Below are 20,560 nucleotides of genomic sequence, written 5' to 3' on the forward strand. Positions count from 1 at the left end.
GGCGACACCGGGAGGTCGGGCAGTGTTCCTCTCCTGGAGGCGGTCATTGGTGCTCTTTTCGGGCATCCTCGTCAGGTCCCTGTAGCCGCTAGGATCTGGTGTCATGCTGCGTCGCGCAATTTGTGTTCACTCGACCGGATCCAGTAAGAGACAGTGGTGACCCCGAGGCTCAGCATCGTCGTCCCGTTCTACAACGTCGAGCGCTACATCACCGACTGCCTTGACTCCCTCGCCCGGCAGACGTTCGGCGACTTCGAGGTCATCCTCGTCGACGACGGGTCGAAGGATGCCAGCGTGGAGGCCGCGCGTCAGTTCTGCGCGCGCGACGGCCGGTTCCGCATCGTCACGCAGGAAAACCAGGGCCTGGGTCCGGCCCGCAACACCGGCGTCCAGCACGCCCAGGGCGACTACATAACGTTCGTGGACAGCGACGATCTGGTGCCGCGCCACGCGTACGAGATAATGGTCCGCTCCCTCGACGCGACCTCCTCGTCGCTCGCGGCGGGCAACGCCCGCCGTTTCAACAACACCTACGGCGTGCGCCAGTCGTATGTGCATCGCATCCCGTTCGTGGCGAACAAGCCCGCCACCCACGTCTTCGACCACCCCTCCCTCGCCACCGACCGGATGGTGTGGAACAAGGTGTACCGGCGCACCTTCTGGGATCAATTCAAATTCGAATTCCCGGCCATCCGGTACGAGGACTACCCGGTGACCCTCCGTGGCCACCTCGAGGCGATCACGGTCGACTGCGTCGCCGCCCCGGTCTACTACTGGCGCGAGCGCGAGTCCGGCGAATCGATCACCCAGCTCAAGTTCCAGTACGGCAACCTCGCCGACCGGGTGAAATCGGCCGAGATGGTGCTCGACCTGCTCGACAAGCGGGCGCACGAGCTGCGCGGCCTGGTGCACCGGCACTTCGCCGAGATGGACCTGGCCACCATCGTGCAGGCGTTCGCGAGCGCGGACGACGACGATCTCGACCCGCTGGTCGCGCTCGGCCGCCGGCTCAGCTCCCGGCTGCTGCCCGAGGTGCTCGCCGAGGCCACCACCTTCCAGCGCCTGGAATACGAATCCCTCGAGGCCGGCGACACCGACCTGCTGCGCCGGCTCGCCCGGTTCCGCGCCGAGAACCACCGCCGGGTCGAGGCCGTGCGCCACCCCACCGCGCCGTGGCGCTACGAGAGCCAGTACCCGGGCCTGCGCGATTCGAAGCTGCCGCCGTCGTTCTACCGGCTGCCCCGCGCCGAGCTCGCCGTGCGCACCGCGGTGACCGGGCTCGACTGGACCGCCGATGAGATGGTCGTGCGCGGCACCGCCGAGATCGCCCACCTGCCGGTGGACACCACCAACACCACGCTGCGCCTCGCGCTGGTCTGCGGCCGCCGCGAACAGCGCCTCCCGGTCACGCTCACCGACCGGCCGGGGCCGGAGGAGCCCCTCGCGTTCGAGACCCGCATCCCGCGCCGCATGATCGCCGGGCTGCCGGGCTGGGCCGGCTCGGCCTGGATCGCGGTCGACATCCGCTCCGGCTGGGTGCGCCGCCGCGACGCGCTCACCCCGGGCGGCCTCGGGTACCCGCTCGGCGACTGGGTCGACGGCAAGTGGGTCCAGCCCGTGCGCACCCCGGACGGCCGGCTCACCATCCAGCTGCGCTCCGGCACCCCCGAGCTCACCGCCGCCGGGGTGGACGGCGGCGACCTGGTGCTGACCGGCCGCATCCCGTCCCGGATGAGCAAGCCGGAGCTGCGGCTGACCCGCTCGGCCGGCGACATCGTCGTCCCGCTGAGCCGCGAGCGCGGCGCCGTCGAGCCCAAGCAGCGCGGGGTCGCGATGGACGGCTTCACCGCCCGGGTCGCGCTCGACGACCTGACCGACTCGGTCAACCCGGACGACCCGTTCCTCGACCGCACGGTGCTGGTGCCGCGCATCCACGACGGCGACGACCACGTGCTGCTGCTGATCACCGGCCTGCGCGAGGGCGTCATGGCCCCCCGCGGCGGCCGGGTGATCACGGTGTCGCGCTCCCCGGGGCAATACCTCAACCTCATCGAGGGCCCGGCCCGGGTCACCGCCGACCGGATCGAACGGTCGGACGACACCCTGCGGCTGACCGTCTCGGGCCCGCGCTGGCCCGGCGTCTCGTACGAGAAGATCACCTGGCGGCGGTTCCTGCCGAACTCGGACGACGCGATCGACGCGCCCTGTGAGATCACCGTCGGCGACGAGCGCTGGTCGGCCGAGGTCGACGCCGGCGCGATGACCGGCGACGACGACGCGCCCAACTGGACGCTGTTCGCCGACCCGGGCGACGCCACCCCGTACGCTGTCCAGACCGACACCTTCCTGCTGGCGCGCCTGCCGCTGCGGGTGGGGTCGTTCACGCTGCGACCGCGTTCCGGCATCCTGCACCTGGAAACGGACTGATCGGCCATGCATCACCACAACTTCTACTACGGCCAGCAGCACATCCTGGCCCGGTACTGCGGACTGGACGACGAGTTCCCGCCGCGCATCCCGGGCTACCTCCAGCACGGCTGGAACGTGGGGTGCGGCTGGAATCCCGTACACGAGTTCTTCGATGGCGCCTGGCGCTACGTTTGGAGCGACGCGCCCCGCCGGCGCGGCCATTCCCTCGGCCGGCGCAACTACGCCGTGACCGGCGCGCCGATGCTGTACCTGATGGACCTGGAACCGGATCTCGGCCGGGTGCCCGACGCCGAGCGCAAGGGCACGCTGTGGTTCCTCTTCCACGGGTGGGACGCGCCCGGCATGGGCGCCAAGATCCACGGTGACCACCAGCGGCTGATCGACGAGATCCGGGAGACCGAGTCCGAGCCGGTCACGATCAGCCTCTATTACACCGAGTACGAGCGCCCCGAGGTGCGCCGCGTCTACGAGGACGCCGGCTTCGACGTGATCTGCTTCGGCAAGCGCGGCTGGAACTACGAGGGCACCGACCGCAAGTTCCTGTACAAGCAGCTCAAGGCGTTCCGCGGGTTCAAGCGGGTGGCGTCCAACCGGCTCGCCACGGCGATCTTCTACGGCGTGGCGGCGGGCTGCGAGCCGGCCGTGTACGGCGACGCGATGGAGCTGGAGGGCGACAACCCGCTCTTCGGCGGCCAGACCCGCATCGCCCGGCTCTGGGGCGACCTGCTCGGCAAGGACATCGACCTGGCCACCGCCCGGGCCATCACCGACGACGAGCTCGGCAAGGCTTGGATGATGCCGCCGGCCGAGATGCGCATGCTCTTCGATTGGAACCAGCGTGACTGACAGCGCACAGACCCCCGCCGTCGAGATCGTCCGGGGCGAGATCCAGCCGTGGACGGACTACACCGGCTACCGCGCGCCCGCCGGCGGCGCGACGCTGCTGGCCCTGCTCGAGGACCTGCTGCCGGTCTCGCTCGGGCGCGTCCTGATCGCCGGGCCCCACTCGCACGCCCTGACCGGTTTCGTCGCGGCCCGCAGCGCGTCGCTGACCGTCCTGCTCCGGTCCGTGAGCGACGCCCAGGACCTGCGCGCGGCGATCCCATCGGCGTCGGTCACGGTGATCACCGGCGCGCTGGACGGGCTGGTCGACGTCGAGCCGTTCGACGTGGTCATCGCCGCCGACGGCCTCGACCGGGTGCTCGGCGCCGACTCGCCGGCGCTCGACTGGCCCGCACGGCTCGCCGAGCTGCAGCGCCTCGCCTCGCCCTCTTCGCTGGTGCTCGTCGCCGTCGAGAACGAGTTCGCGCTGACCGGGCTCTACGACCGGCGCCCGCTCGACGCCCGGCACGGCGACGACGAGTGGCGGCCGCTGCACGACGACCCGGCGCGGCCCACGTCGCCGGCTCAGGTGTCCGCGGCCCTCGGCGAGCGGCTCACCCGGCTGTACGCTGCGTTCGATGAGGCCGGCACGATTCACACCCTGCTCGACGCTTCCGCCGCCGCGTCGTCCCGGCCCGGCCGGCCCGGCGCGTCGCTGGCGGTCGCGGGGCTCGCGGCCGCGGCGGCGCACACGCCGCTGCTCGCCTCGGTCGACGACGGCGCTTCCGCCGCCGCGCGGGCCGGGCTGCTCGGCGCGGTCGCGCCCGGCTGGCTCGCGGTGCTCGGCTCCGGCGGCGCCACCCACACGGCGTACGCGCCGGTGGGCGAGGACGGCGTGCTGCTGGCCGACCTCGACGAGGGCGAATGGACGCTCAGCGTGCACTCGGCCTCGCCCGCGGTGGTGGCGAGCCGGCTGCCCGACACCGAGTCGGTGGAGACCCTGCTGTTCCGCCTGGCCGCGGCCGAGGACGTGCCCGGCTTCCGCGCCTTCGCCGCCGGTCTCGGCGCGTGGGGCGGCGCGGCCGAGGGCCTGATCCTGCTCGACGACCTGTTCCCCGACGCCGGCGGCTTCACCCGCGGCGTGCGGGGCCTGCGCACCTCGGCCGGCGACGGCCCGGCGGAACTGCTGGCCGCGGCCTACCACCGGCTGCGCGACCGGCTGATCCGCGCCCACCGCCGCCACCCGTGGCCTCCGTGGACCGTCGAGAGCGACGACCTGGTCGCCACGTGGCTGGGCATGTCCGGCATCGAGGCGACTCCCGGCGTCCTCAAGCGCGGCCGCGAGATCGCCGACCAGCTCGCCGAGCCCCTCGCTGACGAGCCCGACCTGCGCACCATCATCGCCGACGCCGAGGCCGACCGGGTCAAGGCCGTCGAGCTGGCCGGCAAGGTCTTCGGCCTCGAGCGCACGATGCGCTTCCGCGACCAGAGCCTGCGCACCCGCGAACAGCAGATCCGCACCACCCGCGACGACCTGCGCAAGCTCCGCAACTCGCCGGCCATGCGCCTGCACGAAGTGACCCGCAAGGTTTCGAAGGTGCGCCACCCGCGCCAGTTCGCCCGCGCCCTCAAGAGGCGGCTCCGCAAGGGCTAACGCTGCTCGAGGACGAAGACGGTTGTCGGCGTGGTGCGCAGGCCGGCGTAGCCGTCGAGTTGCTTGTCGAAGTGGCGCCAGCGGTCCCAGAGGCGGGCGTGCTCGGCGCCCTCGGCCAGGCGGGCCCGCACCTCGCGGGCGCGGCCCGCCACCTCGGCCGTCGCGGCCGGGTCGGCGCGCAGGTTGAGGGACCAGGCCGGCTCGCCCTCGCCCCAGCCGTTCATCGACAGCAGCACCAGGTTGGGCCCGTCCTCGAAGTAGGCCAGGATCACGCTGCGCCGCTTGCCGCTGCGCCGGCCGACCGTGGTGAGGCGCAGCGCGCCCCAGCGCGTACCTTTCGGGCGCCACAGCCCGACGCGGCCGGCGGTGACGCGGTAGAGGCCGCGGTGCACCACCCAGGCGGTTCTGACGATCCAGCGCGCCGGCACTCGCGGGGGTCGTTCGTCCGACATGGCCTCAGGGTGAATGTATCCGTCAAGGCCTGGGAATCGGGCCGGGCGCACCGGCACACTCCCTTCATGGGGCGGGACGTGTGGGTCGGGCACAACGAGGGCATCATCTCGACCGGCGACTACGCGACGAACACGATGAACCGTATCGAGCCGGGGCGGATCAGCCCGGCCGATGAGGTCGCCGCGCCGGCCGGGCTGGTGGGGCTGTTCCACGCCGATGCGCTCTTCGTCGGGCGGGCGGCCGAGCTGAACGCGGTGACCGCCGCGCTCGAGCACGACAACGGCGTCATCACGCAGGCCATCACCGGGCTCGGGGGGATCGGCAAGTCGACGCTCGCGCGGCGGTACGCGCTGACCCAGCGGGAGCGCTACAACCCGATCTGGTGGCTGACCGCGGAGACGCCGGCCCGCCTCGACGCGGGACTCGCGGCGCTGGCCCGGCGGCTGCACCCGGAGCTCGGCGGCCACCCCGACGAGACCGCGGTTCCGTGGTGCCGGGACTGGCTCGACGCGCACGACGGCTGGCTGCTGGTGCTCGACAACGTGAGCCGGCCGTCCGATGTGGCCGGGATCCTCGCCGCGCACACCCGGGGGCGGTTCCTCGTCACCAGCCGGCAGACCGAGGGCTGGGCCGGCCTGGCCGTGCCGACGCGGCTGGAGGTGCTCTCGACGGCGCAGGCTCGCGAGCTGTTCGACGGGCTGGTCGCGGACGAGCGGCTGCGCGACGGGGCCGACGAGCTGTGCGCGGCGCTGGGCGGGTTGCCGCTGGCGATCGAGATGGCCGGCGCCTATCTGGTGCAGAACGACGTCACGGCCCGGGATCACCTAGAGCGGCTGACCCGCTCGGGCGACGCCTGGTCGTGGGTGCCGGCCGGCGAGGATCCACAGCGGACGGTCGGGCGGGTCTGGCAGGTCACGTTCGACCGGATCGAGGCCGAGCACGGGCCCGAGCCTGGGGCGCTGCTGCGGGCGATGGCCTGGTACGCCCCCGAGGACATCCCGTTCGCCCTGCTGGACGACGATCGGGAGGCGGTCGGCCGGCTCGCGTCGTACGGCCTGGTCACCCGGGACGAGGACGCGGTCGCCGTGCACCGGCTCGTGCAGGCGGTCAACCGGACGGCCGCGCCCGACGGCTGGCAGAACGCCGGGGCCGGGCTGGAGTCGGCGTGGCACGCCGCTCGCACCTGGACCCAGCGCGAGCGGCTGGCCGCGCACCTGGACACCGCGATCACGCGCCTCACCGGGCTGGCGGACCGGGCCGACGCGCTCGCCCTGGCCGCTCACCTGGCCGACCTGCTCCTCGATCTGGACGGCAGCCGGGCGCGGGCGGGCGAGCTGATCCGTGCGGTTCTCGCCGTGCACGAGCGCCTGCTCGGCTCCACCCATCCCGAGGTGATCGACACCCGCACGGTGCATGCGCGTGTCTTCACCCGGCTCGGCCGGGAGGCCCAGGCCATCAGCCTGCTCGAGGCTATCGCCGCCGAGGCGGTGCGGGCCAACGGGCGGCGGAACCCGGCGACGGTGCACGCCCGGGTGCGGCTCGCCCTCGCGTACATCGAGGCGGGCGAGGACGAGAAAGCGATCGAGCTGTGCCGGCGCACCATTCCGGACGCGGTCAAGGCGGTTGGGCCCGACCACCGGTACACGACGTCCCTGCGCTTCCATCTCGTGCAGCAATGCCGGGAGATCATCCGCGGGTATGCGAGCCCGGTCCGGAAGGGCCGCGCCGCCATCACCGGGTGGCGGCAGCTCGAGGCGCTCAAGGCGAGCTTCGAGCGGATCGACGAGCCGGGCGGCGAGAGCGTGCTCGAATGCCTCGATCGGATGGTCGGGTTCCTCGAGCTGATCGGCCAGCTCGGAAACGCGATCGCGCCCTGCGAGGAGCTGCTGTACTGGTCGGAGATCCGTTACGGACCGGACGCGGCGGACACCGTCGTCGTCCGGGCGAAACTGGCCGAGCTGCACCTCGAGACCGGCCATCCGGAGCGGGCGGCGCCGGTGTACGAGGAGATCGCCGCCGGCGACGAGGTGGACTACTGGCAGCTGCTGGAGGCCCTGGACGGGCTGGGGCGCGCTCACCTGGCCGCCGGCGACACCGAGGCGGCGGCGGACGCCTTCGAGCGGGGCGTGGCCGCCCGCGCGGAGGTGAAGGGCCCGGACGACGACGCGACGCTCGGCTATCTCAACGACGTGGCAGAGGCGTTCGTGGAGGCTCGCCTCCCGGCGCTGGCGCTGCCCTGGTACGAGCGGTTCGCCGCGGCACGCGAGCGACTGGGCTCCCCGCCGTACGCGTCATTGCCGGCCAGAAACAACGTGGCCGTCGTCCTGGCCAAGGTGGGCGACTTCGACCGGGCCCGGGAGCTGCTCGAAGAACTTCTGCCCGCTTACCGGGAGCATTTCGGGGGCGGTCACCCGGCCACGGCCACGGTGGAGGAGAGCCTGCGGCAGATCGGCCTGGCCACCGCGGATGTCGGGAAGCGGACGCGAGGAAAGTGGCCCTGGCGTGCGACGATGCGACGAGGGGGGCCAGCATGAAGGTCAGGGTCTATCACAACGGCGATGACGTCTTCATCGCGTGGAAACCGGACGGGTTCATCGCCGACTGCCGTGGCTTCGGCCTGCTGCGGCGCCGCAACGGTGTCGAAGAAGTGGTCAGCACGTGGGTCGGCTTCGAGGGGCAACTGGCCGCCGACGGCGAGCGCCGTGCCTCGACGAACTGGCCGATCCAGAAGTACCAGTGGACCGACTACATGGCCGAGCCGGGCGACGAGCTCGCCTACCGCGTGCTGCCGATGGTCGGGCCCAACAAGGACAGCCTGCACCCCGATCCGGAGAACGCGAGCGACTGGACCGACCCGATCGTGTTGTCGCACGCGGTCTCCCCGGGCATCGAGGTGCTCTTCAACCGGGGCATCGTGGCCTCGCAGTGGGTGTCGCGGCGGCTCGGCGTCACCGGCCACGACCTGCAGAACGAGTACCTCGACCGGATGATCGCCACCCCGGGCGACAAGCTGCGCGACTATCTCGCGGGGCCGTTGGGGGAGAGGCTCTTCGCGTTGCTCGCGGAGGCGGCCGCCTCGGGCCGGCAGGTTCATGCCGCGCTCTACGAGCTGGACGACCCGCAGCTGACCGACGCCCTGCTGAAGATCGGCGACCGCGCGCACGTGGTGCTCGCCAACGGCAGCGTGGAGAAGAAAGGCCAGGACCAGAACGCCGAGGGCCGGGCCGCGCTGGTGGCGGGCAAGGTCGACGTGTACGACCGGATGACCGCGCCCCGGGCCCTCGGCCACAACAAGTTCCTGGTGATCGGCGACGACGACGGCACGCCGCGCTGGGTGTGGACCGGCAGCCAGAACTGGACGATGACCGGCCTGTGCACCCAGGCGAACAACTCGGTGCTGATCGACGACCCGCGCCTGGCCGCGGAGTACCGCGCCCAGTGGGACCTGCTGCGCGAGGCGGGCGCCGCCTCGCCTGCGTCGCTGAAGCAGGCCAACACGGTGCCGCGCGACCAGCAGGTGGACAAGGCCGGCGTACGCCTGTGGTTTACCCCGACCGTCGAGCATGCCGACCTGGTCGACGCCCGCAAGATCGTCGCCGGGGCGCAGCAGGCCGTGCTGTTCCTCATGTTCAACCCGGGCCCGCGCGAGTCGCTGCTCAACGCGATCCTCGACCTGGCCCGGTCGCCGCGCGGCGGCAGCCGGCTGTACTTCCGCGGCGTCCTCAACCAGGACCCGAGCACCAAGCCCAACCCGGTCGGCCTGTTCGATCAGCGCAACCGCGAGTTCGCCGACTACGACGTGGTGCTGCCGGCGGCGATCGACCAGCCCACCGAGTTCTTCCGGGCCGAGCTCAAGAAGCTCGACCGGGCGTTCGCGATGGTGCACAGCAAGGTGATCGTCGTCGACCCGTTCGGCGACCGGCCCGCGGTCATCACCGGCTCGCACAACCTCGGCCCCAAGGCGAGCGGCACGAACGACGAGAACCTTCTGGTGATCCGGGACGCGCCAGGGGTGTCCGGGGCGTACGCGACGAACATCATGAGCGTCTACAACCAGTACCGGTGGCGCTTCCGGCGGCAGATCCAGCCCGCGGCGAAGCGATGGAAGGGCCTGGTCGACCGGGACAGCTGGCAGAAGTGGTACCTCAAGGAGGGCAGCCCGGCGCTGCGCGAGATGGACTTCTGGGTCGGCGCCTGACCTTCCGTAGTGGACGCCGTCTGCTTTGATCGTTGACCATGCAGATGGTGGAACGTCCATGGGGGATCGCCGCGCTGGGCGCGGCAAGCGTAAAGGCAAACCCGGATCTCGTACGGGTCCGGTTCAAGATCGTACGGACGGAGCAATCACCGGCCGCCGCCTTCGAGGTGGCCCGGTCGGCGGTGCGGGCGGTGCGCGCCGTGTTGCGCTCGCACGGGATCAACGACGCGGCGGTCGAGAGCTCGCGGCTCAATCTTCGGACCGCGACCGAGTACGTGGACGGCTCGCAGAAGTTCGCGGGCTATCAGTGCCAGGCCGCCTTCGCAGTCGAGTCGCGCGCGCTGGACGACGTCGAGCCGCTGCTGGTCGACGTGGTGGCGGCGGGCGCTCACGAGATCGACGGCATCACCTTCGACGTGGCGGCCAAGCGGGAGTTGCGGGCCGAGGCCCGGCGCAAGGCCGTCGACGCGGCCCGGGCCAAGGCCGAGCTGTACGCGGAGGCCGCCGGCGTCCGCCTCGGCACGGTGCTGCACATCGAGGACGTCGACCCCGAGCAGACCAACACCTACCGTTCCCGCAGTCACGCCTCCGCCGACGACGCGGCGGCCCAGGACCTGGCGCCCGGCCACATCGTCGTCTCGGCCGCCGTCATCCTCGGCTTCGCCGTCGCCCGCGAGTAGCCGTCACGGCTTGCGGGATGCCGATGTCGGCGGATACCGGCGCCGGCGGCCAGGCAGTGTGCGGTTCGTCCGAGAAACCCACGCTTTGCCGGGGCGCCGGCGCCGTTTCCGGGGCGGCCTTAAGGCCCTCTTCAGCCGCGGCACGGTTGGCCGAAAAGTTGTCCTCAGCACCGGCGAAGCCGGCGTCCGCGGAGCTTCAGCACTCAGGCGTACGCATTGAACGATTGCCCCTTCGGTCCCGTACTCGTGGTCGGCAACGCAGCCGGAGGACCGGAGAAGGAGTATCGATGGCCGGGAGCGGAATCGACACCTCGATCCTGCACAAAGGAGCCCACAGTGCGTCTTACTTCGATCTCGCTCGAAGCGCGGGCGAGGGCGTCGAGATCGTGGACTTCTGCATCCCCTGCAATCCGTACTTCCCGACCCCGGAGATGTTCGACGAGCTGTCGCGCGACCTGAAGAACATCCTCAAGTACTACCCGTCGAGCTCGACGGACATCACCAAGAAGCTGGCCAGCGTGCTCGGCCTGCACCCGCAGACGGTGGCGATGGCGAACGGCTCGACCGAGCTGATCACCTGGATCGACCACCTGCTGATCAAGGAGAGCGTGGCGATCCCGATCCCCACGTTCGGCCGCTGGACCGACCAGCCGTTCGAGACCGGCAAGCGGGTCGACATGTTCCCGCTGCAGGAGCGCGACGGCTTCCGGCTCAACCTGGACGACTACGTGCGCTTCATCCGCGAGCGCAACTCCCGGGTCGCGGTGATCTGCAACGTCAACAACCCGGACGGCAACTACATCCCGCGCCGCGACGTCATCCGCTTCATGGACATGCTGGGTGACCTCGACCTCGTGGTGATCGACGAGTCGTTCATCGACTTCTCCGACGCCGAGCAGTACCCGTCGGTGGGCCCCGACGCGGTGATCCGTCCGAACACGGTTGTGCTCAAGAGCCTCGGGAAGAACTTCGGCCTGCACGGCATCCGCTTCGGCTACATGCTGGCCAACCCGGCCATCGCCGGCACCATCGCCAAGGCGCTGCCCAAGTGGAACCTGAATTCGCTGGCCGAAAAGGTCGTGTTCATGATTCAAGAGCATGAGGAGGAGTACGAGGACAGCCTGCGCCTGCTGAGCCGGGACCGTCGCCAGATGGCGGGGGAGCTCTCGCGCGTACCCGGATTGACGGTCTTCCCGTCGCAGGGCAACTTCATCCTGGTGAAGCTGCCGACCGAATGGTCGGGCGTGGCGCTGCGCGACTTCCTGGTCGCCAACCACGGCGTCTACACCCGCGAGTGCGGCAACAAGCTGGGCATGACCAGCCAGTTCATGCGCCTGGTGGTGCGGCCGGCCCGCGACGTCGACCGGCTGCTCGACGGCATGATGGACTACGGCCGCCAGTTCATGCAGCGCCCGCAGTACGACGAGGAACCGATGGACAACCGCCGCGGCGGCTGGCAGAACCAGATGGACGAGGTCCCGAACAACCTCATCCAGTACCCGACGCGCCGCTCCGAATACACGGCGCGCCGGGCGTCCGGCCAGTAGGTCGTCGCTTGTTCCGATTCCGTACATTTGCGTGTTCGGTTCGTCCCGCATGGTTACGACATGCCGCACTACCTGCAGGCCGTCGCCGCCAGCCCGTGGGTGCTGGCATTGGTGTTCGTTGTGGCCGGGCTGGACGCGCTGCTGCCGTTCATGCCGAGCGAGTCGACCGTGGTGGCGTGCGGCGTCGCGGCGGCGAGCACCGGGCGGCCGAACCTCGCCCTGCTCGTGGCGGCGGCTTCGGCCGGAGCGTACCTGGGGGACCAGGCCTCGTTCCGGATCGGGCGGCGTAGCACCGGGTCGGTGGAGGCCCGGCTGAGCCATCGGCGCGCCCAGGCGCTGCACGCCTGGGTGCATCGGCTGCTGCACAGCCGCGGCGGGCTGGTCATCGTGTTCGCCCGGTACCTGCCGGGCGGCCGGTCGACCACCGCGCTCGCGGCCGGAGTGGTCGGCTATCCGGCGGCGCGGTTCGGCTGGTACACGGCGGTCGGCGTGGTGGTGTGGGCGATCGAGTCCGCGCTGATCGGCTACTTCGGCGGCCGCGTGTTCGAGGGACACCCGATCCTCGGCTTCCTGCTGGCCGGGGCGGTGGCGCTCGGCGTCTCCGGCCTCGCCGTGCTGATCCAGCACGTGGCGTCGCCGGCGGCGGAAGAGGAACGGGAGTCTGTGTCGGCACCGTGACAGACATGCATGTTCATGTCTGCTTCAGTCCATGGTCGACCGGGTGCCACCACCTGCCGGGAGGGTCCGACCATGCCCACCAGACGTCAACTCCTCGCCGGCGCCGCTGTCGCCGGCGCCGCCGCGGCTTTGCCCAGCACTGCCGCATATGCCTCCACCTCCGATCTCTTCCCGCTCGGCGTCGCCAGCGGCGACCCGCTGCCGGACGGCGTGATCCTCTGGACCCGCCTGTTCCCCCGGTCGTCCCGCAAGGTCGAGGTGGAGTGGCAGGTCGCGTACGACGAGCGCTTCCGCCGCATCGCCCGCCGGGGCCGCACCTGGGCCGGCGCCACGCTGGCCCACTCCGTCCACGTCGACGTGCGCGGCCTCGCCCCGGGCCGGGAGTACTTCTACCGCTTCCGGGCGCTCGGCAAGATCAGCCCGGTCGGCCGCACCCGTACCGCGCCCTCGCTGCGCGACGACTGCTCGCGGCTGCGCTTCGGCATCGTGAACTGCCAGGACTTCCAGAACGGCTACTGGCCCGCGTACTGGGGTCTGGCCGCCGAGGACCTGGACGTGGTCGTGCACCTCGGCGACTACATCTACGAGTACGACCCGTCGAGCCGGTTCGCCGACCGCAACCACACCACCCCGCAGACGCCGGGCCTCGACCAGCTGGTCACGCTGGACGACTACCGCGCCCGGCACGCGCAGTACAAGACCGACCCGGCGCTGCAGGCCGCGCACGCCGCCTTCCCGTGGATCGTCACCTGGGACGACCACGAGACCGAGAACAACTACGCGTCGCTGATCGACGAGATCGACGACACCGGTCCGAAGCACCAGACGGTCGCGCAGTTCGCGAAGCAGCGGGCGGCCGCCTACCAGGCCTACTACGAGCACATGCCGATCCGGGCCGACCTGCGGCCGGGCAGCGCCGACCTGCGGATCTTCCGCCGCTTCGACTTCGGCCGGCTGCTGCGGCTCAACGTGCTCGACACCCGGCAGTACCGCACCGACCAGCCGGGCGGCTTCCCCGGCGACTTCGGCCTCGCCGTCGCCGGTGACGCGAACACCGCCGGCACGCTGACCGGCCAGGACCAGGAGCGGTGGCTGCTCGGCGGCCTCGATCACTCACACGCCCGGTGGAACGTCGTCGCCCAGCAGGTGATGATGAGCCGCATCAAGTTCCCCAACCCGACCGGCGGGGTGCCGCCGCTGGTCGCCAACCTCGACCAGTGGGACGGGTACGCGCCGCAGCGCACCCGGCTTCTCACGCACCTCGCCGCCGCGCGGGTGCCCAACCCGGTGATCCTGGCCGGCGACATCCACTCGACCTGGTTCAGTGAGCTGCGCGTCAACCCCGACGACCTCGCCCAGGCGCCGGTGGCCGTCGAGTTCACCGCCACCTCGGTGAGCTCGGACTTCCCGATCGCGTTCGACGCGCCGCTGAAGGCGCTCAACCCGACGCTCAACCCGCACGTACGCTACTTCGACGGCTCGCGCCGCGGTTACCTGCGCTGCTCGGTCAACCGCGCGGCCTGGCACACCGACGTGCGGACGGTCGAGACGATCGACGTCCGCGAGACCCCGGTGACGACGTCCGCGTCGTACGCGGTCGAGGCCGGAACCTCCCGGCTCGTCACCGCCTGAAATTTGGATTAATCCTTTCCGGTCGATGACGCGTACTTCCTGTCAATAGCCTGTGCAGCTGCTGTCGGGAGGTCCGTATGTCGAAGTGGCAACGCCTGTGGGGCCCGGTTGTAGCCGCGCTCGCGCTGATCCTCCTCGACCCGGCCACGGCCCGGGCGGAACCGGCGGTTCCGGTTCCGCCCAACGGGCTGCTCTCCGACAAGGCCGAGGGCACGCTCTCGGCGGCCGACCGCGACTTCGTCACGAAGGTGCGCCTCGCCGGGCTGTGGGAGATCCCGGCCGGCGAGATGGCGCAGCAGAAGTCGGACGACCCGCGCATCCAGTCGATCGGGAAGAGCATCTCGGCGCAGCACGTGGCCCTCGACCAGCTGACCCGCACCGCGGCCAAGAAGCTGAAGATCGACCTGCCCGACAAGCCCAACGCCGATCAGCAGAAATGGCTGGGCGAGATGCGCGACGCCGAGGGCGAGGAGTTCGACCAGATCTACATCGACCGGCTGCGCGCCGCCCACGGCAAGATCTTCCCCGCGATCGCGAACATCCGGGCCGGCACCCGCAACGACACCGTGCGGCGGCTCGCCCAGCAGGCCAACCAGTTCGTGATGACGCACATGACGCTGCTCGAGTCCAGCGACATCGTCGACTACCAGGCCCTGCCGACCGTCCCGCCGCCCAATGCCCCCACCGCGACCCCGGTGGCCGCGGCCGCGCGGCCCGCGCCCGCGCCGGCGCCGGTCTCGAACATGCCGCTCATCCTCGCGACGCTCGGCGGCGGGGTCGCCGCGGGCGCGCTGCTGACCCGCCAGCTGCTGAAGGGAAGCCGTCGCCGCGCGTACCGCCCGCGGTACTACAACGAATGACTTTCTTCGATACGGTGGGTGCCATGCCCACCGATGTCGTTGTCGTCGGGGCCGGTCCGGCCGGTCTGACCCTTGCCAATCTGTTGCAGCGCAACGGGATAGGCTGTGTCGTGCTCGAGGCGCGCGACCGTTCCTATGTGGAGGAGCGGCAGCGCGCCGGCGTGCTCGACCACTTCGGCGGGCGGGTCTTCGCCGAGGCCGGCCTAGCCGACCAGGTGCTCGCCGGCGTGCCCACGCAGACGTTCCTCGAGTTCCGGTACGAAGGGGAGCCGCGCCTGCTCGACATCGCCGCCCTCTCCGACGGGCGCGGCGGGTCGATCGTCCCCCAGCAGATGCTGGTGCGCCGGCTGCTGACCACGTTCCTCGACGAGGGTGGCGACCTGCGGTTCAACGCCAAGGACGTGGAGCTGCACTCGCTCGGCGGCTCGCCGCGGGTCACCTACGGCGACGTGTCGCTCGACTGCTCGTACGTGGCCGGCTGCGACGGCTTCCACGGCGTGAGCCGCCGCAGCATCCCCGAGGACGAGCTGACCACGTACACCTTCGACCACGGCATCGGCTGGTACACGATGCTGGCCGACGCGTCGCCGCCGAAGTACCCGCTGATGGGGATCGGGCGGCACGGCTTCGCCGCCCAGTTCCCCCGCGGGCCGGTCGCCAGCCGGTTCTACCTGCAGTACAAGCCGGGCGAGGAGGACCCCCGCGCCTGGACCGACGACGAGGCGTGGGACAAGCTGCGCCTGCGCCTCGGCGACCCGTCGCTGGGCGGGACCATCACCGACCGCGAAGTGGTCGAGATGCGCAGCTTCGTGGTGGAGCCCATGGCGTACGAGAAACTGTTCCTGGCGGGGGATGCCGCCCACATCATCACGCCGATGGGCGCGAAGGGCATGAATCTCGCGATCGCCGACGCCTATGTGCTGGCCGGGGCGCTGACCTCGGCGGTGCGGGGCGACGACACGGCGCTGCGGGCCTACTCCGACGTGTGCCTGCGGCGCACCTGGGACTATCAGGAGTTCTCCCGCTGGTTCACCGAGATGGTGCACGACACCAGCGGCGACCCGTTCCAGCGGCGGCTCGCCCGCGCCCGCTTCGACCGGCTCTTCACCAACCGCGCGGCGGGGGTGGCGTTCGCCGACATGATGGCCGGAGTGGACCTGGTTTCCTGATTCCGCCCGCCGCCTGTCGTAGGGTCACTCGGCATGAAGGTACGCGAGGACGACGTGACCGTCGCGGGCGAAATCCGCACCAGGGTGATCCGGCCGGTGGGTGACGGGGCGTGGCCCGGGCTCCTGCTCTACACGGACATCTTCCAGCTGACCGAGTCGACGCTTCGGACGGCGCGCCGCTTCGCCGCTTCCGGCTTCGTCGTCGCCGTACCGGAAATCTATCCGCACGGAGAGCTGGCGGGCGTCGCGCTGGAGTTCGATGACGCCGGCAAGGCGGCCGGTCTGGCCGGCGCCGCCGCGACGCCGACCGCGATGTTCGACGCGGATCGCGCCGCGGTCCTCGACCACCTGGCGGCGCGCGACGACGTCACGTCCCTGTTCGTGACCGGGTTCTGCATCGGCGGGCACCTGGCGTTCCGGGCGGCCTTCGACCCGCGCGTGGCGGCGACGGTCTGCTTCTATCCGACCGGGCTGCAGAACGGCGCGCTGGGCGCGGACGTGGCCGACTCGCTGTCGCGCTCGGCCGACATCACGGGCCGGCTGATGGTGGTGTTCGGCTCGCGGGACCCGCACGTGCCGGCCGACGCGCGGCTGCAGATCGTGTCGGCGCTGTACGCGGCCGGGCTCGACGACGTGGAGCTGCACATCTATCGGGGCGGGGAGCACGCCTTCATGCGCGACATCGGCGCCCGGCACGACCCGGCGCTCACCGACCTGGCCATCAACGAGGCGGTGTCGTTCTTCGCGGGCCGCTCATGACCCCTCGCGGGCCGGTCATGACGCCGGACGACCCGCCTCGGGGCCGCTCATGACGCCGGAAGGGCCGCTCATGACGCCGGACGACCTGGTGGCGGCCGCGATCGAGGTGGCCGAGGAGGGGATGGCGCGCGGCGAGCTCCCGATCGGGGCGGTCGTCGAGATGGGCGGCGAGATCATCGGCCGGGCCCACACCCAGGACGTCGCGTCGGGGCGGCGGCTCGTGCACGCCGACCTGCTCGCGATGACCGAGGCGGACACCCGGCTGGGCTGGCGGGACCGGCCGCATCCGCTGCGCCTGGCGGTCAACCTCGAGCCGTGCCTGATGTGCATGGGGGCGGCCATGGCACTGAAGGTCACGGACGTCTACTACGCCCTCGAGTCCCCGTCGGACGGCGGCGCCGCGGTCGCGGCGTCGTGGCCGAGCCACCCGTGGTTCGCGCCGCCCGCGGTGACCGGCGGCCTGCGCCGCGACGAGGCGCGGGACCAGTTCCGCCGCTACTGCGACGAGGCGCCCGAGTCGGGCTTCCGCACGTGGGCGCTGGGCCTGGCGACATCGTGACCCGGATCAGCGGTGCAGCAGGAGGGAGGCGCCGGCGCCGACCAGGGACAGCAGGGTGGCGGCGGTCAGCATCCAGCCGGCGTTGATCAGACGGTGCTTGCGCAGGACGGTCTGGGACAGGCCGTGCACGTGGTACGTGAGCACGTCCACCTCGAACTTCTCGTCGGCGCCGGCCAGCATGCTCTGCACGCCCTCCCAGCGCAGTTTGGCGATGTGGCCGTAGTACCAGGCGCCCTCCGGGCGGTACGTCTTCTCGCGGTCGGGGTCGATTTTGAGCTGCTTGAAGTCCTGCCGGATGTGCCGCTCGTGCTGGGAGAGCAGGCTCAGTGCCGCGCAGACGATCGACGCCGAGATGGTGACCACCGTCAGCGTCAGGAAGAGCCAGGTCAGCGCGCCCCACTCGTCGAGCGAGTCACGCAGGTCCGCGATGCTGCCGGTCAGGATCCCGAAAGCGATCGTGACGAAGGCGCCGTTCACGGTGAGGATCAGCTGGGCCTTGGTCTCCGCGACCTTGTACCAGTCGATCACCCGGTCGTAGACGCGCCGCGCGTACTCCAGATTGGCCGGCGCGGCCGACAGTCGCACGTTCCGTATATCACTCATGCCCCGAGCGTAAGGGCGATGTCGACGCGGGTCCCGTCAGCCGCCGGCCATCGCGCCTACCACCAGGAACGGCTCCTCGCCGGACGCCACACGGTCGGGGAGCGGGGCGTCCGGCGACTCGTTGGAGAGGTCCTCCTCGCAGGCGAAGAAGCGGACCAGGGCGCGCCGCCGGCCGGTGGCGCGGTCGCGCATGGTGCCAATCAGCATGGGGAACTGCTCCTCCACCGCGTCCAGCACCACGCGCTGGGTCACCTCGCCGTCCACGGCGACCTTGACCTCGCCGCTCACCCGGGCCAGGTTGCGCAGGTGGGGCGGCAGGATCACGCGGATCACGGCAGCACCTGGGCTTCGACCGAGAGGACGGCCGGCAGGTCGCGGACGATGGGCTGCCAGGAGTCGCCGCCGTCGGGGGAGCCGTAGACTGCGCCGCCGGACGTGCCGAAGTAGATGCCGCAGTCGTCCAGAGTGTCGACGGCCATGGCGTCGCGCAGGACGTTCACGTAGCAGTTCTCCTGCGGGAGGCCGTTCGTCAGCGGCTCCCACTCGCCGCCGCCGGTGCGGCTGCGGTACACCCGCAGGCGGGCGTCGGGGACGTAGTGCTCGGAGTCGCTGGTGATCGGCACGACGTAGACGGTCTCCGGCTCGTGGGCGTGCACGGCGATCGGGAAGCCGAAGTCGGTGGGCAGGTCGCCGCTGATCTCGCGCCAGTTGCCGCCGGCGTCGTCGGTGCGCATCACGTCCCAGTGCTTCTGCATGAACAGCACGTCCGGGCGCGACGGGTGCATCGCGAGCCGGTGCACGCAGTGGCCGACCTCGGCGTCCTCGTCGGGGATCCCGCCGGACCGCAGCCCGCGGTTGATCGGCTGCCAGGACTTGCCGGCGTCGTCGCTGCGGAAGGCGCCGGCCGCCGAGATGGCGACGAAGATCCGGTCCGGGTTCACCGGGTCGAGCAGGATGGTGTGCAGGCACATGCCGCCGGCGCCGGGCTGCCAGCGAGGGCCCGTCTCATGCGTACGCAGGGCGGTGAGCTCGGTCCAGCTCGCGCCGCCGTCGGTGGAGCGATACAGCGCGGCGTCCTCGGCGCCGGCGTAGACGACGTCGGGGTCGGTGCGGGAGGGCTCGATGTGCCAGATCCGCTTGAACTCCCAGGGGCGGGGCGTGCCGTCGTACCAGAGGTGGTCGCCGACCTCGCCCTCGTACGCGAAGTCGTTGCCCACCGGGTTCCACGACTTGCCGCCGTCGTCGGAGCGCTGGATGATCTGCCCGAACCAGCCCGACGACTGGGATGCCCACAGCCGGTCGGGGTCGGCCGCGGAGCCGTTGACGTGGTAGATCTCCCACCCGCCGAAGTGCGGGCCGCTCACCGTCCAGTCCTTGCGCGCGCCGTCCGCGGTCAGCGTGAACGCGCCCTTGCGTGTGCCTACCAGCAGCCGTACAGAAGTCATGCCTGCCATCGTGCACCACCAGGGGGCATGTTGTGACCCCAGTCACCCCGCGGGCAGAGAGATTCTCGCGTGCGTGCCGCAGCCGGCGCCGGCGGAGGTCACGGCCAGGCTGCCGCCGTGCGCGGTGACGATGCGCCAGGCGATCGCGAGGCCCAGGCCCATGCCGGGGACCGCCTGCGTCTCGGCGTGCCGGCCTCGGAAGAAGCGCTCGAAGATGTAGGGCAGCTCGTCGTCCGGGATGCCGGCGCCGTACGAGGTGCCCGACCGCCTGCCCGAGCGCGGTGACCTCGCCCACGACGTACGTGTGCTCATGTTCTTGATAAGAACTCGAAGGGAGTCGCATGGCTCACGCTGTCGGCGGCTCGGCGGCCTAGCGTTCGGGCTATGACCGTGGCGGAAGAGGTCGTCATCCGCCGGCCCGCCGAGGCGGTGTACGGCTTCTGTCGCGACCTCACCAACGTGGCCCGCTACGTCGGCGATGTCGACCGGGTCGAGAAGCTGTCGGAGCTGGCCTACCGTTGGCATGTGACGCCGTATGGGCTGACCATGACCGTCGTGGTGAGCCGGGAGTTGGCGCCGCGTTACCTGCGGTACGGCACGCGGGGCTCGATCCGCGGGGTGTGGGAGCTCGAGTTCTTCGCCGACCGGCCCGATGTCACTCGCGTCCGGGAGCGGCTGCACGTTCCACTGGGCGTGCCCGGGCGCCTCGTGCTCGCCCTGGCCGGCAAGTTTCCCGGCTCGGAGGTGCGGGAGAATCTCGCCCGGCTGAAGACGGTGCTCGAACGGGGTGTTCTGGGCATCTGATATTTGATATTTGATATGCATGGATGTTGTGGCGTACGAGCCCCACGCGTGGTTTCTGCTCGCCCAGGGTGACGACCTCTATCTGGACGTGAATGTTCATCTGCCGGCCGTCGACACCTCGATCATGGTGCGGCTCGAGGCGGGCGAGCGGGAGCGGTACTCGTCGGAGGGGCGGGCGTTCGTCGATGCGCTGGCGACGGCGATCGCGCAGTCGCCGGACAGCTATCGCGAACGGGCTCTGCCGGGGTGGGTGCCGTGACACCTGGG

The 20,560-nt window shown here is 71.1% G+C and carries 20 protein-coding genes; 15 read left to right on the top strand and 5 right to left on the bottom strand.

Translation table 11 applies throughout. The annotated features are described in order from the left end of the window. Nucleotides 1–156 precede the first annotated feature (156 nt). Genes ACQPZX_RS18265 through ACQPZX_RS18275 form a run of 3 tightly spaced genes read left to right on the top strand, consistent with a single transcriptional unit; the run spans nucleotide 157 to nucleotide 4,906 of the window. Entirely contained in the window at nucleotides 157–2,427 is a 2,271-nt protein-coding gene (locus ACQPZX_RS18265; RefSeq protein WP_433382075.1) for a glycosyltransferase, read from the top strand. 6 nt (nucleotides 2,428–2,433) lie between these two features. Continuing rightward, complete coding sequence (locus ACQPZX_RS18270; RefSeq protein ID WP_433382078.1) at nucleotides 2,434–3,276, top strand: hypothetical protein; 843 nt, start codon at nucleotides 2,434–2,436, stop codon at nucleotides 3,274–3,276. Further along, entirely contained in the window at nucleotides 3,269–4,906 is a 1,638-nt protein-coding gene (locus ACQPZX_RS18275; RefSeq protein ID WP_433382081.1) for a hypothetical protein, read from the top strand. The genes ACQPZX_RS18270 and ACQPZX_RS18275 overlap by 8 nt, the downstream gene beginning before the upstream one ends. On the opposite strand, the gene ACQPZX_RS18280 is transcribed toward ACQPZX_RS18275, so the two are convergent. Then, nucleotides 4,903–5,358, bottom strand: a complete 456-nt coding sequence (locus ACQPZX_RS18280; RefSeq protein WP_433382084.1) for a nitroreductase/quinone reductase family protein — start codon at nucleotides 5,356–5,358, stop codon at nucleotides 4,903–4,905. The genes ACQPZX_RS18275 and ACQPZX_RS18280 overlap by 4 nt on opposite strands. A 66-nt stretch (nucleotides 5,359–5,424) precedes the next feature. Between ACQPZX_RS18280 and ACQPZX_RS18285 the strand changes: the two genes are divergently transcribed. From ACQPZX_RS18285 to ACQPZX_RS18330, 10 genes are all read left to right on the top strand, one after another. After that, entirely contained in the window at nucleotides 5,425–7,893 is a 2,469-nt protein-coding gene (locus ACQPZX_RS18285) for a tetratricopeptide repeat protein (protein ID WP_433382087.1), read from the top strand. Next, nucleotides 7,890–9,557, top strand: coding sequence for a phospholipase D-like domain-containing protein (locus tag ACQPZX_RS18290; protein ID WP_433382089.1), 1,668 nt, complete (start codon nucleotides 7,890–7,892; stop codon nucleotides 9,555–9,557). Before ACQPZX_RS18285 ends, ACQPZX_RS18290 begins: the two co-directional genes overlap by 4 nt. 47 nt (nucleotides 9,558–9,604) lie before the next feature. Further along, entirely contained in the window at nucleotides 9,605–10,237 is a 633-nt protein-coding gene (locus ACQPZX_RS18295; RefSeq protein WP_433382092.1) for an SIMPL domain-containing protein, read from the top strand. Nucleotides 10,238–10,524: 287 nt separating this feature from the next. Then, a complete protein-coding gene (locus tag ACQPZX_RS18300) occupies nucleotides 10,525–11,784 on the top strand; it encodes a pyridoxal phosphate-dependent aminotransferase (RefSeq protein ID WP_433382095.1) in 1,260 nt (419 codons plus the stop codon). A 60-nt stretch (nucleotides 11,785–11,844) separates the two neighbouring features. Further along, on the top strand, nucleotides 11,845–12,462 hold the full coding sequence (locus ACQPZX_RS18305) for a DedA family protein (protein WP_433382098.1): 618 nt from the start codon (nucleotides 11,845–11,847) through the stop codon (nucleotides 12,460–12,462). 72 nt (nucleotides 12,463–12,534) lie between these two features. Continuing rightward, nucleotides 12,535–14,094: an alkaline phosphatase D family protein gene (locus tag ACQPZX_RS18310; protein WP_433382101.1), complete on the top strand. Its 1,560-nt coding sequence runs from the start codon at nucleotides 12,535–12,537 to the stop codon at nucleotides 14,092–14,094. A gap of 77 nt (nucleotides 14,095–14,171) precedes the next feature. Then, nucleotides 14,172–14,954 (top strand): DUF4142 domain-containing protein, encoded by a 783-nt coding sequence (locus tag ACQPZX_RS18315; RefSeq protein ID WP_433382104.1) that lies wholly within the window; start codon nucleotides 14,172–14,174, stop codon nucleotides 14,952–14,954. Between the two features lie 23 nt (nucleotides 14,955–14,977). After that, a complete protein-coding gene (locus ACQPZX_RS18320; RefSeq protein WP_433382106.1) occupies nucleotides 14,978–16,123 on the top strand; it encodes a 4-hydroxybenzoate 3-monooxygenase in 1,146 nt (381 codons plus the stop codon). Between the two features lie 33 nt (nucleotides 16,124–16,156). Next, the gene (locus ACQPZX_RS18325; RefSeq protein WP_433382109.1) at nucleotides 16,157–16,882 is read left to right on the top strand and encodes a dienelactone hydrolase family protein; all 726 of its coding nucleotides are present in this window, start codon (nucleotides 16,157–16,159) and stop codon (nucleotides 16,880–16,882) included. Between the two features lie 70 nt (nucleotides 16,883–16,952). Beyond that, on the top strand, nucleotides 16,953–17,441 hold the full coding sequence (locus ACQPZX_RS18330) for a nucleoside deaminase (RefSeq protein WP_433382111.1): 489 nt from the start codon (nucleotides 16,953–16,955) through the stop codon (nucleotides 17,439–17,441). Between the two features lie 6 nt (nucleotides 17,442–17,447). On the opposite strand, the gene ACQPZX_RS18335 is transcribed toward ACQPZX_RS18330, so the two are convergent. Genes ACQPZX_RS18335 through ACQPZX_RS18350 form a run of 4 tightly spaced genes read right to left on the bottom strand, consistent with a single transcriptional unit; the run spans nucleotide 17,448 to nucleotide 19,801 of the window. Next, on the bottom strand, nucleotides 17,448–18,044 hold the full coding sequence (locus ACQPZX_RS18335) for a hypothetical protein (RefSeq protein WP_433382114.1): 597 nt from the start codon (nucleotides 18,042–18,044) through the stop codon (nucleotides 17,448–17,450). A gap of 36 nt (nucleotides 18,045–18,080) precedes the next feature. After that, on the bottom strand, nucleotides 18,081–18,377 hold the full coding sequence (locus tag ACQPZX_RS18340; RefSeq protein WP_433382117.1) for a MoaD/ThiS family protein: 297 nt from the start codon (nucleotides 18,375–18,377) through the stop codon (nucleotides 18,081–18,083). Further along, nucleotides 18,374–19,489 carry a WD40/YVTN/BNR-like repeat-containing protein gene (locus ACQPZX_RS18345; protein ID WP_433382120.1) on the bottom strand — a complete coding sequence of 372 codons (1,116 nt, stop codon included), beginning with the start codon at nucleotides 19,487–19,489 and terminating at the stop codon, nucleotides 18,374–18,376. The genes ACQPZX_RS18340 and ACQPZX_RS18345 overlap by 4 nt, the downstream gene beginning before the upstream one ends. 42 nt (nucleotides 19,490–19,531) lie before the next feature. Next, a complete protein-coding gene (locus ACQPZX_RS18350; RefSeq protein ID WP_433382122.1) occupies nucleotides 19,532–19,801 on the bottom strand; it encodes an ATP-binding protein in 270 nt (89 codons plus the stop codon). Nucleotides 19,802–19,873: 72 nt separating this feature from the next. Between ACQPZX_RS18350 and ACQPZX_RS18355 the strand changes: the two genes are divergently transcribed. Together ACQPZX_RS18355 and ACQPZX_RS18360 are read left to right on the top strand one after the other, a co-directional pair. Next, on the top strand, nucleotides 19,874–20,293 hold the full coding sequence (locus tag ACQPZX_RS18355) for an SRPBCC family protein (RefSeq protein ID WP_433382125.1): 420 nt from the start codon (nucleotides 19,874–19,876) through the stop codon (nucleotides 20,291–20,293). 19 nt (nucleotides 20,294–20,312) lie between these two features. Continuing rightward, a complete protein-coding gene (locus tag ACQPZX_RS18360; protein WP_433382128.1) occupies nucleotides 20,313–20,552 on the top strand; it encodes a hypothetical protein in 240 nt (79 codons plus the stop codon). Nucleotides 20,553–20,560 lie beyond the last annotated feature (8 nt).

Source organism: Actinoplanes sp. CA-142083 (assembly GCF_050942195.1).
In the GTDB taxonomy this organism is placed as follows: Bacteria; Actinomycetota; Actinomycetes; order Mycobacteriales; family Micromonosporaceae; genus Actinoplanes.